This is a genomic window from Paracoccus sp. KKT209 (assembly GCF_055635455.1).
Map to the genome: position 1 here is coordinate 118,798 of NZ_JBVMWB010000002.1, position 15,171 is coordinate 133,968.

General features: G+C 68.5%; 11 protein-coding genes and 1 tRNA gene. 3 read left to right on the forward strand and 9 right to left on the reverse strand.

What is annotated here, in order from left to right:
* The first annotated feature begins 86 nt into the window (after positions 1–86).
* Both ACZ2G3_RS16695 and ACZ2G3_RS16700 read left to right on the forward strand, forming a co-directional pair.
* The gene (locus ACZ2G3_RS16695; protein WP_470399593.1) at positions 87–1,115 is read left to right on the forward strand and encodes a tartrate dehydrogenase; all 1,029 of its coding nucleotides are present in this window, start codon (positions 87–89) and stop codon (positions 1,113–1,115) included.
* 56 nt (positions 1,116–1,171) lie between these two features.
* Positions 1,172–1,492 (forward strand): hypothetical protein, encoded by a 321-nt coding sequence (locus ACZ2G3_RS16700; protein ID WP_458478778.1) that lies wholly within the window; start codon positions 1,172–1,174, stop codon positions 1,490–1,492.
* A 1-nt stretch (position 1,493) separates the two neighbouring features.
* Here the strand turns inward: ACZ2G3_RS16700 and ACZ2G3_RS16705 are convergent, their stop codons facing one another.
* The 3 genes from ACZ2G3_RS16705 to putA all read right to left on the reverse strand — a co-directional run bounded on the left by ACZ2G3_RS16705 (position 1,494) and on the right by putA (position 5,467).
* Positions 1,494–1,871, reverse strand: coding sequence for a hypothetical protein (locus ACZ2G3_RS16705; RefSeq protein ID WP_470399594.1), 378 nt, complete (start codon positions 1,869–1,871; stop codon positions 1,494–1,496).
* 24 nt (positions 1,872–1,895) lie between these two features.
* Positions 1,896–1,991 (reverse strand) — tRNA-Sec (locus tag ACZ2G3_RS16710).
* Positions 1,992–2,062: 71 nt separating this feature from the next.
* Positions 2,063–5,467 (reverse strand): bifunctional proline dehydrogenase/L-glutamate gamma-semialdehyde dehydrogenase PutA, encoded by a 3,405-nt coding sequence (gene putA / locus ACZ2G3_RS16715; protein ID WP_470399596.1) that lies wholly within the window; start codon positions 5,465–5,467, stop codon positions 2,063–2,065.
* A gap of 126 nt (positions 5,468–5,593) precedes the next feature.
* Between putA and ACZ2G3_RS16720 the strand changes: the two genes are divergently transcribed.
* Positions 5,594–6,058 (forward strand): Lrp/AsnC family transcriptional regulator, encoded by a 465-nt coding sequence (locus ACZ2G3_RS16720; protein ID WP_419269516.1) that lies wholly within the window; start codon positions 5,594–5,596, stop codon positions 6,056–6,058.
* On the opposite strand, the gene selB is transcribed toward ACZ2G3_RS16720, so the two are convergent.
* From selB to fdnG, 6 genes are read right to left on the reverse strand one after another with little or no spacing between them, the layout of a single operon-like run.
* Positions 6,055–7,956, reverse strand: a complete 1,902-nt coding sequence (selB, locus tag ACZ2G3_RS16725; protein ID WP_470399598.1) for a selenocysteine-specific translation elongation factor — start codon at positions 7,954–7,956, stop codon at positions 6,055–6,057. The genes ACZ2G3_RS16720 and selB overlap by 4 nt on opposite strands.
* Positions 7,953–9,323: an L-seryl-tRNA(Sec) selenium transferase gene (gene selA / locus ACZ2G3_RS16730; protein WP_470399600.1), complete on the reverse strand. Its 1,371-nt coding sequence runs from the start codon at positions 9,321–9,323 to the stop codon at positions 7,953–7,955. The genes selB and selA overlap by 4 nt, the downstream gene beginning before the upstream one ends.
* Complete coding sequence (fdhE, locus tag ACZ2G3_RS16735) at positions 9,323–10,237, reverse strand: formate dehydrogenase accessory protein FdhE (protein ID WP_470399602.1); 915 nt, start codon at positions 10,235–10,237, stop codon at positions 9,323–9,325. Before fdhE ends, selA begins: the two co-directional genes overlap by 1 nt.
* Before the next feature lie 55 nt (positions 10,238–10,292).
* On the reverse strand, positions 10,293–10,982 hold the full coding sequence (locus tag ACZ2G3_RS16740) for a formate dehydrogenase subunit gamma (RefSeq protein ID WP_470399604.1): 690 nt from the start codon (positions 10,980–10,982) through the stop codon (positions 10,293–10,295).
* A complete protein-coding gene (gene fdxH, locus ACZ2G3_RS16745; RefSeq protein ID WP_470399606.1) occupies positions 10,982–11,977 on the reverse strand; it encodes a formate dehydrogenase subunit beta in 996 nt (331 codons plus the stop codon). The genes ACZ2G3_RS16740 and fdxH overlap by 1 nt, the downstream gene beginning before the upstream one ends.
* Positions 11,974–15,054 (reverse strand): formate dehydrogenase-N subunit alpha, encoded by a 3,081-nt coding sequence (fdnG, locus tag ACZ2G3_RS16750; protein WP_419269510.1) that lies wholly within the window; start codon positions 15,052–15,054, stop codon positions 11,974–11,976. The genes fdxH and fdnG overlap by 4 nt, the downstream gene beginning before the upstream one ends.
* Positions 15,055–15,171: the final 117 nt, after the last annotated feature.

Genomic DNA, 15,171 nt, shown 5'->3' on the forward strand with positions numbered 1-15,171 from the left:
GGATGAACCGGGACCGCCGGATATTGTTCCCGCTTGTGACGCGGGGCAGGGCGCGCTAGCCCGACGCCACCAACAAGGAGGCTCCCATGACCCACCGCATCGCCCTGATCCCCGGAGACGGCATCGGCGTACCCGTGACCGAGGCCGCCATCGCCGTGGCGCGCGCGGCCGGGGCGGCGCTGGAGACAGAGACCTTCCCCTGGTCCTGCGACCATTACCTGGCCCATGGGCGGATGATGCCCGAGGACGGGATCGACACCCTGCGCGGCTTCGACGCGATCCTGCTGGGGGCGGTGGGCTGGCCCGCGCGCGTTCCCGACAGCGTGTCGCTGCACGGGCTGCTGCTGCCGATCCGCAAGGCCTTTGTCCAATACGCCAACATCCGCCCCCATCGCCTGCTGCCGGGCGTCGAGGGGCCGCTGAAGACGCGCGACTTCGACATCCTCTGCATCCGCGAGAACACCGAGGGCGAATATTCCGGCGCCGGCGGTCGCGTCCACCAGGGCACGCCGGACGAGGTGGCCGTCGAGACCTCGGTCTTCACCCGCACAGGGGTCGAGCGCATCCTGCGCTTTGCCTTTGAACAGGCGCGTGGGCGGCGCGGGCAGCTGGCCTCGGTCACGAAATCGAACGCACAGCGCCACACGATGGTCTTCTGGGACGAGATCACCGACCGGTTGGCGGGTGAATATCCCGATGTGACGGTGAGCCGCTATCACATCGACGCCATGTGCGCGCGGATGGTGATGGCGCCCGAAAGCCTGGACGTGGTCGTGGCGTCGAACCTGTTCGGGGACATCCTGACCGACCTCGGGGCGGCGATCCAGGGCGGCCTGGGCTTTGCGGCCTCGGCCAATATCAACCCGGATCGCAGCGCCCCCTCGATGTTCGAACCGGTGCATGGCTCGGCCCCCGACATCGCGGACAAGGGGATCGCCAACCCGATGGCGGCCATCTGGTCGGCGGCGATGATGCTGGAGCATCTGGGCCAGGCCGACCCCGCCGCCCGGATGATGGCCGCGATGGAGGTCGTGACCGCGAAGGGCGTCGGGACCGTGCCCGGCCGCGACCGGACCGACACGATCACCGACGCGGTGCTGAAGGCCTTGGCCTGACAGGAACCGGCAGAAGGCAGCGGCGTTGCCCCAGAGCAAAACCTGCGAGGCCCCTCATGTTGCGTTCCCTTTCCCCCCTGGCGCTGGCGCTGCTGGTCGGGCTGTCGGTGCCGGCCGCGGCCCAGGACTCCCGGCTCAGCGAGGCGCCGGAATGTCCGACCGCCGATACCCAGGCCCAGCCCGCCACCCAGCCCGACCCGTCCGAGGACGGCACGGCGCCCGAGAACACCGGCACGACCGGCTGGACCGGCGGCACGGGGGGGTCGCAGCTGGGAACGAATACCCAAGGCGCCGTGCCGGATTCACCCACCTGGCAGCCCCCGACCGCCCGGGGGCTGGACCTGAGGGGCAGCGCGGAACCTGTTCCCGAGTGCTGACCTAGGCCTCGTCCAGGCGGAGCCGCAACCCGTCGCGGTTCAGGAATTCGGCGTCGCGCAGCAGGGTCCGGTCGCCCTGCAGCGCCTTGACCAGCGACGCCAGCCGGCTGCGTGCCAGATCATCCGGCACCAGCCCCTCGCGTCCGGCACGATAAAGGGCCACTGCGTCCCACGGTACCTGCGCGCCCTCAAGATGCGCAACAAGCCCCGGCCAGTCCAGATCATCGCCGATGACATGCAGATGGGCGGATCGCAGGATGTCCACCCGGCCGCTGCCCAGACCGATCAGCACCAGCAGCATCGTGAAGCCGTCGCCCGAGGCGGTCTGCTCCCAGGTCTCGGCCAGCCATTCGTCGAAATCGGTTGCGTGCTGGGTCATCAGGGCCTGTGATCATTGTCCGATTGGCGGAAGGGAATGGGAGTCGAACCCACCCGGGACAGGCTCGCTGCCCCAACCGGATTTGAAGTCCGGCCGCCCCACCGGGGACGAATCCCTTCCACGGACGCAAGACAAGCGCCCGGACCGTTGATGGACCGGGCGCGCGGGGATGGCAAGGCCGGGGCCTGCTGTCAGCCTGCCAGCAGCGCGGCGTTGCCGCCCGCCGCGGTGGTGTCCACGCAGAGATGGCGTTCATGGCACAGGTATCCTGCATCGGGCAGGGCGTTGATCAGCGGCACGATCGGTCCCGGGCGTTCCGCCAGCGCCGCCGACAGCGCCCGCCCGGTCTCGGCATCGCCCCACCAGAGGACGCCCGTCACCCCCTGCAGCGATGTCAGCGCCTGCGGGTCCAAGGCGCCTTCGGCCGCCACCGGCTGGCCCCCGCCCGCCGTGACCGCGGCAACCTGTGCGCGGGTGGCATCGGCACCGGGACCCATGCAGAGGATCGGGCCACGTGCCAGGATCTGCAGCCGGTTCAGCTCTCCGGTGGGGCCAGGCATCAGCTGCTCGCTTAGGGCAGGGGCGGCGGGTGGCGTCGACAGGGCGCGCGTCAGTCGGCTGGTGTCGTCCTTTGACGGCCACGGCGTCGGTTTGGCCGTCGGCTGTTCAGGTGCAAAGAACCGCGGCAGGTAGAGCGGCCCCCCCGCCTTGGGCCCGGTCCCCGACAGGCCCTCGCCCCCAAAGGGCTGGCTGCCCACGGTCGCGCCGACCTGGTTGCGGTTCACATAGATGTTGCCGACATGGACCGCCTCGGTCACCTCCTGCACGCGGCTGTCGATGCGCGTGTGCAGGCCGAAGGTCAGCCCATAGCCGCGCCCGTTGATGGCCGCTACGACCCGGTCCAGGTCCCGCGCCCGGTAGGTCGCGACATGCAGGACGGGGCCGAAGATCTCGCGCTCCAGGTCCTCGATCCCCGCCACCCGCATCAGGGTTGGCGGCACGAAATGCCCGGTCGCCGGAGCGTCCAGCTGGTGCAGGATGCGGTCGCGGTGCTGGTCCAGATAGGCCCGGATCCCCTCCTGCGCCTCGGCATCGATGACCGGGCCCACATCGGTGGCCAGATCCCAGGGATCGCCCACGCGCAGCTGGTCCATCGCGCCCTGGATCATGCGGATGACATGCGGGGCCACGTCCTCCTGCACATAGAGGCAACGCAGGGCCGAGCACCGCTGACCGGCCGAGCGGAAGCTGGAGGCGACGATGTCGCGCACCGCCTGTTCGGGCAGGGCGGTGCTGTCCACGATCATCGCGTTCAGGCCGCCGGTTTCGGCGATCAGCGGCGTGCCGGGCTCCATGTGCCGGGCCATGCTGGTGGCGATCAGCCGGGCCGTGTCGGTGCCGCCGGTGAAGACCACGCCCTTGATGCGCGGGTCGCGGGTCAACGCTGCGCCAACCGTGCCGCCGTCGCCCGGCAGCAGCTGCAGCGCGGAGGTCGGGACGCCCGCCCGGTGCAGCAGGTGCACGGCATGGGACGCGATCAGGGGTGTCTGTTCCGCGGGCTTGGCCAGCACCGCATTGCCGGCCATCAGCGCGGCCGCGATCTGGCCCGTGAAGATCGCCAAGGGAAAGTTCCAAGGGCTGATCGCGGCGATGATGCCGCGCGGGGCCTGGTCGCTGCCCTCACCCTGCTGGGCATAATAGCGCAGGAAATCCACCGCCTCGCGCAGCTCGGCCACGGCATCGTTAAGGGTCTTGCCGGCCTCGCGCGCCAGGATGCCGAAGATCGGGCCGAAATCGGCCTCGTAGAGGTCGGCGGCGCGGCGTAGCATCGCGGCGCGTTCATGGGCGGGGGCGGTCCAGGGGGCAGCGGCGGCGATGGCATGCGCGACGGTCGCCGCGTCGGCCTCGGTCACCCGCGCGACGGCCGCCCCGGTGGCGGGGTTCGTCACGGGCGACGGCGCTGAGCCCGAAGGGGCGGCCTGATCATGGACCAGCGGCGCGGCGTCCTCTACGGCACCGTCGCGCGCCGCAAAGATCTGTTGCAGCACGTCCCCGGCCGTAAGGTCGAAGCCGCGCGAGTTGCTCCTGCCCGCGCCATAGATTGCCTGCGGGGCCAGCAGCGCGGCGGGCGCATGGGCGGTGGCCAGCGCGTCGAAGGGATCGCGGGCGATCTCCTCGGGGGTCACCTCCTCGTCGACGATCTGGTTGACGAAGCTGGAATTGGCGCCGTTTTCCAGAAGGCGGCGGACCAAATAGGCCAGCAGGTCCCGATGCGCGCCCACCGGGGCATAGATGCGGCAGCGCGTGCCCTGGTCCTTCAGGACGATGTCATGCAGCCGTTCGCCCATACCGTGCAGGCGCTGGAATTCGAAGGGCGTGTCGCCGGCCATCTCCAGCACGGCGGCCACGGAATGGGCGTTGTGGGTGGCGAACTGCGGATAGATCCGGTCGGACATCGACAGCAGCTTGCGGGCCAGTGCGACATAGCTGACATCGGTCGCCGTCTTGCTTGTGAACAGCGGAAAGTCCACGAACCCTTCGACCTGGGCGCGCTTGATCTCGGTGTCCCAATAGGCGCCCTTGACCAGGCGGACCATGATGCGGCGGTCATGGCGCGTGGCCATCTCGTGCAGCCGGTCGATGACCGCGCCCGCGCGCTTGCCATAGGCCTGCACCACGATCCCGAAGCCGTCCCAGCCCGCCAGCGCGGGGTCCGACAGCACGGCCTCGATCACCTTCAGCGACAGGGCCAGACGGTCCTGTTCCTCGGCATCGATGTTCAGGCCCATGTTGGCGCTCTTGGCCTGCCGCGCCAGCTCGCGCACGACCGGCACCAGTTCCGCCATGACGCGATCCTCGTGCGCCACCTCGTAGCGGGGATGCAGGGCTGACAGCTTGATCGAGATCCCGGGATTGCGCGCGACCGACCCCTTGTCGCAGGAGCCCGCGATGGCGGCGATCGCCTTGCGGTATTCGCTGGCATAGCGGGCGGCATCCTCGGCTGTCATGGCCGCCTCGCCCAGCATGTCGTAGCTGTAGGAATAGCCCTTGGCCTCCTGCCCCTTCGCACGTTCCAGCGCGGCCTCGATGGTCTGGCCCAGGACGAACTGGCGGCCCATCTCGCGCATGGCGCGGGTGACGGCGGTGCGGATCACCGGCTCTCCAAGGCGGCGGATCGCGCCGCGCAGGGTGCCGGCCAGGCCCGGCTGCGGATCGTCCAGCACGCGGCCCGTCAGCATCAGCGCCCAGGTCGAGGCGTTCACCAGGCTGGAGGCGCTTTCGCCCAAGTGGCGTCCCCAGTCCGAGGGCGCGATCTTGTCCTCGATCAGCGCGTCGATGGTGGCACGGTCCGGGACGCGCAGCATCGCCTCGGCCAGGCACATCAGGGCCACGCCCTCGCGCGTGGACAGGCCGTATTCGCCCAGCATCAGCTCCATCATCGTGGGCTTGGACTGGGCGCGGATGCGGCGGATCAGGTCGGCGGCGCGTGCGCTGATGCGGGCACGGGTCTGGTCGGACAGGCCGGCCTCGGCGATCAGGCGGGCCAGAAGGGGGCCTTCGGGCTGGAACTTGGCGGCGGAATCAAGAGCGGTCATGGCGTCCCCTTCGGCGGTCCGGATGGTCGGATTTACGCACAGCATACCGCAGCAGGTCTGGACGATGTGACCATTTGAGGTGCAGCATGTAGCCCGCATCACCAATTTCAGGCGGCTTTCCAGACCGTGACCGAACTTCTCGATCCCACCAACCGCCGCATCCTGGCCGAGCTGACGGCCAATGCGCGCATCCCCGTCACCGAACTGGCCCGCAAGGTGGGCCTGTCCAAGACGCCCGTGGCCCTGCGCATCCGCCAGCTGGAGGAGGCGGGGCTGATCACCGGCTATCGCGCGATCCTGTCGCCGGTGCGGCTTGGCCTGACCCATGTCACCTATGTCGAGGTGCGCATGACCGACACCCGCCAGAAGGCGCTGGAGGCCTTCAACGCCGCCGTCCGCACCATTCCCGAGGTCGAGGAATGCTACATGATCGCCGGTGGCTTCGATTACCTGCTGAAGGTGCGCTCGCGCGACATGGCCGATTACCGGCGCATCATGGCCGAGAAGATCTCGTCCCTGCCGCATGTCAACGCGACCTCCAGCTATGTCGCGATGGAGGCGGTGGTCGAGCAGGGCGGCGCCAGCCTCTAGCCGAACAGGTCCAGCCGGTGCGGATTCAGCCGCCGCAGGTCGCCCCGGCGCAGGGTGACGCCGTGCCGGTCGAAGAAGTCCAGGATCTCGATCGCGACCTTGCGGCCGTTCTGCACCCGGTCCCGGAACGCGGGCGCGGTGAACCAGCCGTCCTCCGTCTGCGCGGCCACGTCCCGCAGGATGCCTACCATCCGAGCCGTGACCTCCCGGGCAAAGAAGTGGTCATGGGCGATCTGGTCGGTGCGGCCCAGCTTTTGCGTCAGCTTCAGCAGGCGACGGATCTCACGTTCGTCCCGGCCCAGTTCCGTCGCGAAATCGCGCACGCGGGGCGGGCGGAACTGCAGCTCACCCAGCAGGGCCGGGCGGATGCGATCCCACAACGCCTCGTCCTCCGGGGTCAGGCGGACCTCGTGGCCGGGCAGGCGCAGGAAGGCGCCGTCCATGACCACCCGGCCCCCCGCCACCTGCTGGCGCAGGAGGGCCAGGAAGGCGTCCTGCGGCAGGCGCGGGGTCAGCGCCAGGCGCAGGCGTTCCCGCCCCAGACCGGGCAGATCGGGATTGGCCTCATGGAACTGCGACAGCTGCGCCTCGACGTCCCGGCGCAGCTGATCCAGCTGGTCCTGCGACAGCGCCAGCCCCGCGACGGTCGTCGCCCCCGCCTCTGCCAAGGCGGCGCCTGCCTGCTCCGGCGTCAGGCTGCGGTCGCGGGCAAAGGCCGCCAGCGCCACAGGGGCAACCTGCAGCATGGCGGTCAGCGCGCGGGCAGGGTGTAACGGACGGGCGGCCTCGATCAGGGCCAGCCGTTCGGGCGTCCGACGCTTGCGGGCCGGGGGCCGCAGGTCCAGAAAGCGGCCGCCGCCGATGGTCCGGCTGGCCGAGACGTCGCGCAGGATGAAGCGGTCGCCGACGGCGGCGGCGATCGGGCGGTCCAGCACGATCTGTACCGGGCCGGCCTCTCCGGGGGCGATGGGGTCGCCCAGGGGCACGATGCGGGCGCCGACCTCGGTCGCGTGGCTGTGCAGGCGGGCGGGAAACCAGGTGCCGACGGGACGGGGCTCGGCGGGCAGGACCGAAAGCCGCGCATCGATGCGGGCCGTGGGCGCATGCAGCTGGGGCGTCAGCACGATGTCGCCGCGGTGGATCGCGCTTTTGGCGATGGCCTCGCCGGCCAGGTTCAGAGCGCAGCGCTGGCCGGCCAGCCCCTCGGTCGCCGCGCGGTTCTGGGCATGGATGCCGCGCACGCGAGCCGGCAGGCCGGAGGGGCTGACGGTGACCAGATCGCCCACCGCCACGCGGCCGCTCAGCACCGTGCCGGTCACCACCGTCCCGGCGCCCTGAAGGGTAAAGCTGCGGTCGACGGCCATCCGGAACAGACCATCCGCCTGCCGCCGCGCCGTCGCGCCTTCGGCTGCGGCCAGCGCCGCACGCAGGTCGTCCAGCCCCTCGCTGGTGAGGGTGGAGACCGGGAGGATCGGAGCGTCCGCCAACCGGCTGCCCTCCAGGGCGCGGCGGATCTGGCTTGCGACCTCGGCGCGACGCGGGATGTCGGCAAGATCGGCCTTGCTCAGCACGACCAGCCCCCGCGACAGCCCCAAAAGGTCAAGGATCGCCAGATGCTCGGCCGTCTGCGGCATCACCCCGTCATCGGCCGCCACGACCAGCAGCGCCAGATCGATCCCGCCCGCTCCGGCCAGCATCGTGTGGATCAGGCGTTCATGGCCCGGCACATCGACAAAACCCGTGATCCCGCCGCCGCCCAGATCGGCATAGGCAAAGCCCAAGTCGATGGTGATGCCGCGGGCCTTTTCCTCGGCCAGCCGGTCGGCATCGGTGCCGGTCAGCGCCTTGACCAGCGCGGTCTTGCCGTGATCGATATGTCCCGCCGTGCCGACGATCATAGGTCCGCCAGTGCCGTCAGCAGCTGATCGTCCGAGGCCAGGCAGCGCAGGTCCAGGATCAGCGCGCCGGCGTGAATGTGGCCGATGATCGGCCGGGGCAGGGACCGCAGCCGCGCCGCCAGCCAATCCGGCGCATCGCCGCCGGCACCCGTCAGCCGCAGCCCGGCCGAGGGGATCGTGTCGGTGGGCAGCGCGCCCGACCCGATCTGGCTGGCGCAATCGGCCACCTGCGCATCAAAGCCATGCGGTGCCAGCAGATCCCTGACCAGCGGCGCCAGGCGCGCGGCCTGCTGCGCGATCTCGTCCTTGGGCCGCGACAGCATCCGCAGCACCGGCAGGCGTTCAGCCAGCCGGTCGGGGTCGCGGTAAAGGCGCAGCGTCGCCTCCAGCGCGGCGATGCGGATCTTGTCCAGGCGCAGGGCGCGTTTCAGAGGGTTCCTGTTGATCTGCGCGATCAGGTCGCGGCGCCCGACGATGAACCCCGCCTGCGGCCCGCCCAGCAGCTTGTCCCCCGAGAAGGTGACAAGATCCGCGCCCTCGGCCACCGCCTCGGCCACGGTCGGTTCGCGCCGCAGACCCCAGTGCGACAGGTCGACCAAGCTGCCCGCGCCCAGGTCGTTCATCAGGACCACGCCCGCCTCCCGCGCGATCTGGGCCAGGTCGGAGGCCGAAACCTCTGCCGTGAAGCCCTCGATGCGGTAGTTCGAGGTGTGGACCTTGAGGATCAGCCCGGTTCGGTCCGAGATCGCGTCTCTATAGTCGCGGGGATGGGTGCGGTTCGTCGTTCCCACCTCGACCAGCCGCGTGCCGGCGCGGGCCATGATGTCTGGCATGCGGAAGGCGCCGCCGATCTCGATCAGCTCCCCGCGGGACACGATGGCCTCGCGCCCTTGGCCAAAAGTGTTCAGCGCGATCAGAACGGCGGCGGCGTTGTTGTTGAGGATCGTCGCATCCTCGGCCCCTGTCAGGTCGCACAGAAGGCCGCGCAGGTGGTCGTCGCGCTGGCCGCGCCCGCCGGTCGTCAGGTCGAATTCCAGCGCAAGGGGCGCGGCCATCGCGGCGCTGGCCGCGGCAATGGCCTCCTCCGCCAGGATCGCGCGGCCCAGGTTGGTGTGAAGGACGGTGCCGGTCAGGTTCAGGATCGGCCGCAACTGCGTGACGGCGGCGGCGGCCAGATCTGCCGCCAGCAGATGCGGCAGGCGTGCCGCCTCGGCCGCGCCTTGGGCGCCTTCACGGATTGCCTGCCGGGCCGCATCAAGGCGCAGGCGCGCGGCGTCGGTGACCGGCTGGCGGCCGTGGCGGTCGATCAGGTCCGGCAGGGTGGTCAGCAGCTGGTCGACCGAGGGCAGTGCGCGGTATTCGGACATCAATAGCCGGTCAGGAAGGGGTTGAAGCCGCCGCGGCGCTTGTCGGTCTCGGCCATCATCAGATCCAGGCCCAGGCTGGCCACGTCGTCGGCCAGGGGTTCCAGGCTGTGGTTGCGGTTCTGGTAGAGGATCTTGACCCAGCTGTCGCATTCCGAACAGACCTCGGCGCGGACGGTCGCCTCGGTCGTCTCGACGCTGCGATAGCTGATCCCCTTGGTCGACCCGCAGCAGAGGCAGGTCAGCCGGACCTCGTTCCACTGGGTCTGGCAGCAGGCGCAGGCGGCATAGCGGACGCCGTCCAGCCCACCCAGGCCGATGACGCTGGACGTGGCAGGCCGGCCGCCGCAGGACGGACAGACGCCGGTGCGGATCGGCACCAGCTGCTTTGCGTCCAAAGTGGCGGCCAGGCGGGACAGGTGCAGCTGGACCGCGACGGCCGCGAACAGGTGCGGTGCGACACTGTCCAGCGGCACCTGGTCGGTCAGGATGTTCTCCAGCAGCCAGTGACGATCGGCCAGGGGCGCGGCCGTGACGGCCGACAACGCCAGGCGCGCAGGTTCGGGCATGTCCAGGGCCGCAGCCTCGGCCAGCACGCGGTCCAGAACGTCATGAAGGTCGGGATCGGCGGCCAGTCGGGTGCGGTCGATGGGCGGCATCCGGCTTTCGCGGGCCAGCCTGATCCGGTCCGCGGACACCCCCGTGACCTTGGGCAGATCGCCCGCCAGCCGCGCCTGAAGCGCCGCGAGGCCCGCGAGGAAACGCAGATAGGGGCCTAGGTTGCTGCCGCTGCCGGCCAGGAACTCCAGCCGCTCGGCGCGGGTCGCGAACAGGCGTGCGGGGTCCGGCAAAAAGGCAAGCGGCGCCTTGGGGACGCCGCCGATGGCCGTGGGATCGGGTTGGATGGTCGTGGTCATGTCGCTCTCCGGGCCGACCGGCCACTGGGGATGTCGGCGTGTGATGGCCGGCAGATTACTCTGCCGGTCCCTTGTTGTCGCGGCTGGCGATCTCTCGCAGCCATTTGCGGTGGTGCCGCCATGCCCATCCGCCGGTGACCGTGCCGCGCGTCATGGCGCGCAGCGTGCCGCGTGTCCAGACCGCCGCATAGACATGCAGGATGAACACCAGCAGGATCAGAACGGCCGAGATGGCATGAAGCAGGACGGCCACCCGGCGCACCGGAACGCTGACCAGATGGCCCACGACCTGCTGCCAGATCAGGACGCCCGTGATGATCAGCAGGACGATCAGCCCGGTCATCGCCCAGAAGACGAACTTCTGGCCCGGGTTGTACTTGCCCAGTTCGGGCAGCGCATCCTCGTTGCCTTTCACGACATCGCCGATCCGGGTGACCCAGGTCGTGTCCTCGGGCTTGGGCATGTTCAGGCGCCACAGCTTGACGAACAGCAGCATGAAGCTGAGGAACAGCACCACGCCCACGATGGGATGCAGCCAGCGCGTCGTCTGCCCGCCGCCGAAAAGACCAGTGAGGAAATACAGCGACGGGTCGAACAGGGCCAGCCCCGACAGGGCCAGCACGATCAGGCACAGCGCGGTCAGCCAGTGGTTCGCGCGGGTAAACCCCCGGTAACGGCTCACCGTTACCGGAGCGGTGCTGTCGATGCGATCCCCGCGTTCCGAGTAATAGGGGCGCGGCGCCATCAGACCTGCCCCCCGTGATGCGGATCATCGTCGGACACGCGTCCCTTCACCAGGGTATCTGCGGCCTGTTCGTCATGCTCCTCGACCTCGTTTCCGCGGGCGAAGAGGCCGTGCAGCGTCGCCCCGATCGCGGCCAGGCCGATGACGGCCAGGCCCGCGGTCTTGGTGACACCCTTCCAGCCCTCGACGATGGGCGAGATGCGCGGATTTTCCTCCAGATTGTTGTAGATCTGCGGCTTGTCGGCGTGATGCAGGACATACATCACATGGGTGCCCCCCACGCCCGCCGGGTCGTACAGGCCGGCATTCTCGTATCCGCGCGACTTAAGGTCCTCGATCCGTTCGGCGGCATGGGCTTTCATGTCATCCTTGGTGCCGAAAACGATGGCTTGGGTGGGGCAGGCCTTGGCGCAGGCCGGGCCCTGTCCCACTGCGATCCGGTCGGAACACAGGGTGCATTTGTAGCTCTTGTGGTCGACCTGGCTGATGCGCGGGATGTTGAACGGGCATCCGGTCAGGCAATAGCCGCAGCCGATGCAGTTTTCCTGAACGAAATCGACGATGCCGTTCGAGTACTGCACGATGGCGCCGGGCGCCGGGCAGGCCTTGAGGCAGCCCGGATCCTCGCAATGCATGCAGCCGTCCTTGCGGATCAGCCATTCCAGATCGTCCGTCTCGGGGTTCACCCATTCGGAGAACCGCATCAGGGTGAACATGTTCGGCGTCAGGTCGTGGGGGTTTTCATAGACCCCCACGTTTTCCTCCACATCGGGATGGGTCTGGTTCCATTCAATGCAGGCGGACTGGCAGGCCTTGCAGCCGATGCACTTGGACACATCGATCAGCTTGGCCAGCTTGGTCAGCTGCCGTTGGGGCGCAGGCACGTTGCGCGTGGCCGAGATGCGGACGATGTCGCCCGCATTGTAATAGGCCTCGGTCGGCTGGACCGGCGGGTTCGACGCCGCGGTCGTGGGGGCGGTGGCGATATCCTTCATGCGACCGGCTCCTCTGCTGCGGGTTCGATGTTGACCAGGAAGGCCTTGAATTCGGGCGTGTCCACATTGGCGTCACCCACGAAGGGCGTCAGGCTGTTCGGCCCCCACCCCTTCTTGGCGGCACCCATGAAGCCCCAGTGCAGGGGAATGCCCACGACATGGACGATCTTGCCGTCGCAGGTCATCGGGCGGATCCGCTTGGTCACGACCGCCTTGGCCCAGACCTGGCCGCGCTTGCTCCAGACCCTGACGCGCCCGCCCTTGGCGATGCCCCGTTCCGCCGCCAGTTCCTCGCTGATCTCCACGAAGAACTCGGGCTGCAACGCGGCGTTCACCGGGTTGTGCTTGGTCCAATAGTGGAAATGCTCGGTCAGGCGATAGGAGGTGGCGACAAAGGGGAACTCGTCGCTGGAGCCGAGCCGGCCCACGTCGCTCTCGAACATCCGCGCCACCGGGTTCCCGCGCATGCGCGGGTTGAACACGTTGGCCATCGGGCTTTCGAAAGGCTCCATATGGGTCGGGAAGGGCCCGTCCCGCATCATGCCCCGGCTGAAGAGGCGCGAGACCCCTTCCTGGTTCATGATGAAGGGCCCGACCACGTCCGGCGGAGCGGTGGGCGAGATGTCGGGGACGTCATAGCCCACCCACCGCTCGCCGTTCCACTCGATCAGCTTGCGGCTTGGATCCCAGGGCTTGCCCTGAAGATCGGCCGAGGCGCGGTTGTAGAGGATGCGCCTGTTCGCCGGCCAGGCAAAGGACCAGTTCAGGAACATGCCGGTGTCGTCGGGATCGGAATTGTCCCGGCGCGCCATCATGTTGCCGTCCTCGGTCCAGCTGCCGGCATAGATCCAGCAGCCCGCCATGGTCGTCCCGTCGTCGCGCAGCTGGCCAAAGCTGGACACCTGCTGGCCCGCCTGAAGCACCGGCGCGCCCGTCGCCGGATCGGTCAGATCCGCCAGCGCACGGCCGTTCATCTCGCGGGCCAGTTCCTCGGGCGAGGGTTCGTCGGGATCGGCATAGTTCCAGGTCAGGTTCAGGATCGGGTCCGGGAAGGCCCCGCCTTCCTGGCGATAGAGCTCGCGCACCCGCAGGAAGATCTGCGCCATGATCCAGGTGTCGTACTTGGCCTCGCCCGGCGGGGTCGCGCCCGGCCAGTGCCATTGCAGCCAGCGGCCCGAGTTGACCAGAGCGCCCTCGTCCTCGGCAAAGCAGGTCGTGGGCAGCTCCAGCACCTCGGTCTGGATGCTGGCGGTGTCCACGTCGTTATGCGCGCCGTGGTTCTGCCAGAAATGCGAGGTTTCCGTGGACAAGGGGTCCATGACCACCAGCATCTTCAGCCTGGACAGCCCGCGCGTGACCTTTTCCCGGTTGGGGATGGACAGCATCGGGTTGAAGCCCTGGCAGAAATACAGGTTCACCCGGTCATGGTTCATCAGCTCGAACATGCGCAGGATGTCGTAGGCGGGGACATCCAGCTTGGGCAGGTATTCATAGGCCCAGTCATTCTCGGCCGTGGCGGCATCGCCCCACATCGCCTTGAGGAAGCTGACCATGAACTTGGGATAGTTCTGCCAATAGCTGGTCTGGCCCGGCTGCAGCGGCTTGAAGGTCCGCGTGGACAGGTAGGTCTCCCAGTCCGTTTCCTTTTCCGTCGGGATGTTCAGGTATCCCGGGATCAGGTTCGACATCAGGCCGATATCGGTCAGGCCCTGGATGTTGGAATGCCCGCGCAATGCGTTCATCCCGCCGCCGCGGACGCCGATATTGCCCAGGATCAGCTGCAGCATCGCCATGCCGCGGATGTTCTGGGCGCCCTTGGAATGCTGGGTCCAGCCAAGCGCGTACATCGAGGTCATGGTCCGGTCGGGCGCCGAGGTCTCGCCGATCATCTGGCAGACGGTCAGGAACTTGTCGCGCGGCGTGCCGGTGATGTTCTCGACGAATTCGGGCGTGTAGACATCGACATGCTTCTTCAGCATCTGCCAGACGCAGCGCGGGTCCTCCAGCGTCGGGTCGCGCAGCGCAAAGCCGTCCTCGCCGATCTGGTAATCCCAGCTGCTCTTGTCGAAGTCGCGCTTTTCCTCGTCATAGCCGGTGAACAGCCCGTCGGACCAGCCAAAGTCCTCGCGGACCAGGAAGCTGGCATTGGTGAAGGCGCGCACATAGTCCCAGTGGACCTTGTCGTTTTCCATGCACCAGCGGATCGCCCCCATCAGGAAGGCGATGTCGCTGCCGGGACGGATCGGCGCATAGTAATCCGCCACCGATGCGGTGCGGGTATAGCGCGGATCGACCACGATCAGCTTGGCGCCACGATGCGCCTTGGCCTCGGTCACCCATTTGAAGCCGCAGGGATGCGCTTCAGCGGCATTGCCACCCATGACGATGACAAGGTCGGTATTCTTGATGTCGGTCCATGCGTTCGTCATCGCACCGCGGCCGAAGGTCGGGCCCAAACTGGACACCGTGGGGCCGTGTCAGACGCGCGCCTGGTTGTCGAAGCCGACGATCCCCATGGAGCGGACCGTCTTGTAGGTCAGCCATGCGGTTTCATTGGTCGAGGCCGAGGCCGCAAGGAATCCCGTCGTCGTCCAGCGGTTGACGGGAACACCCGCCTCGTTGGTGGCGATGAAATTCGCGTCGCGATCATCCTTCATGGCGCGGGCGATCCGGTCCAGCGCCGCGTCCCAGGTGATCTCCTCGAAGCGGTCGCTGCCCGGCTTGCGGATGCGCGGATGCGTCAGGCGCGTCGGCGCATGGACGAAATCCTTCAGCGCGGCGCCCTTGGGGCACAGCGTGCCGCGGTTCGTCGGGTGATCGGCATCGCCCTCGATGTGCAAGAGCTCGGCAGTCTCGCCGGCCTTCACGTCACCCTTGGAATACATGATGATCCCGCAGGCGACCGAGCAATAGGGGCAGGTGTTGCGCGTTTCCGTTGTCGTGGCCAGCCGGAAGGTGCGCACCTGCGCCGCCTCGGCTGCCTCGGCCTCGCCGAAGCCCATGGCTCCAAGCGACGTTGCCGCAACCCCCGCACCCGCAAGCCTCAGAAAGCCGCGGCGCGAAAGGTCGATATTCATGGGGACCCCCTCTGCCTGTCGAATAGATAGGTACAACCATATCGTCCGCCGCCACGCACGCTAAGTCAAGATGCGGCCGCTTGCGCCTTGGGGCCGGGGCTTGCTAGAAGGGCGCGA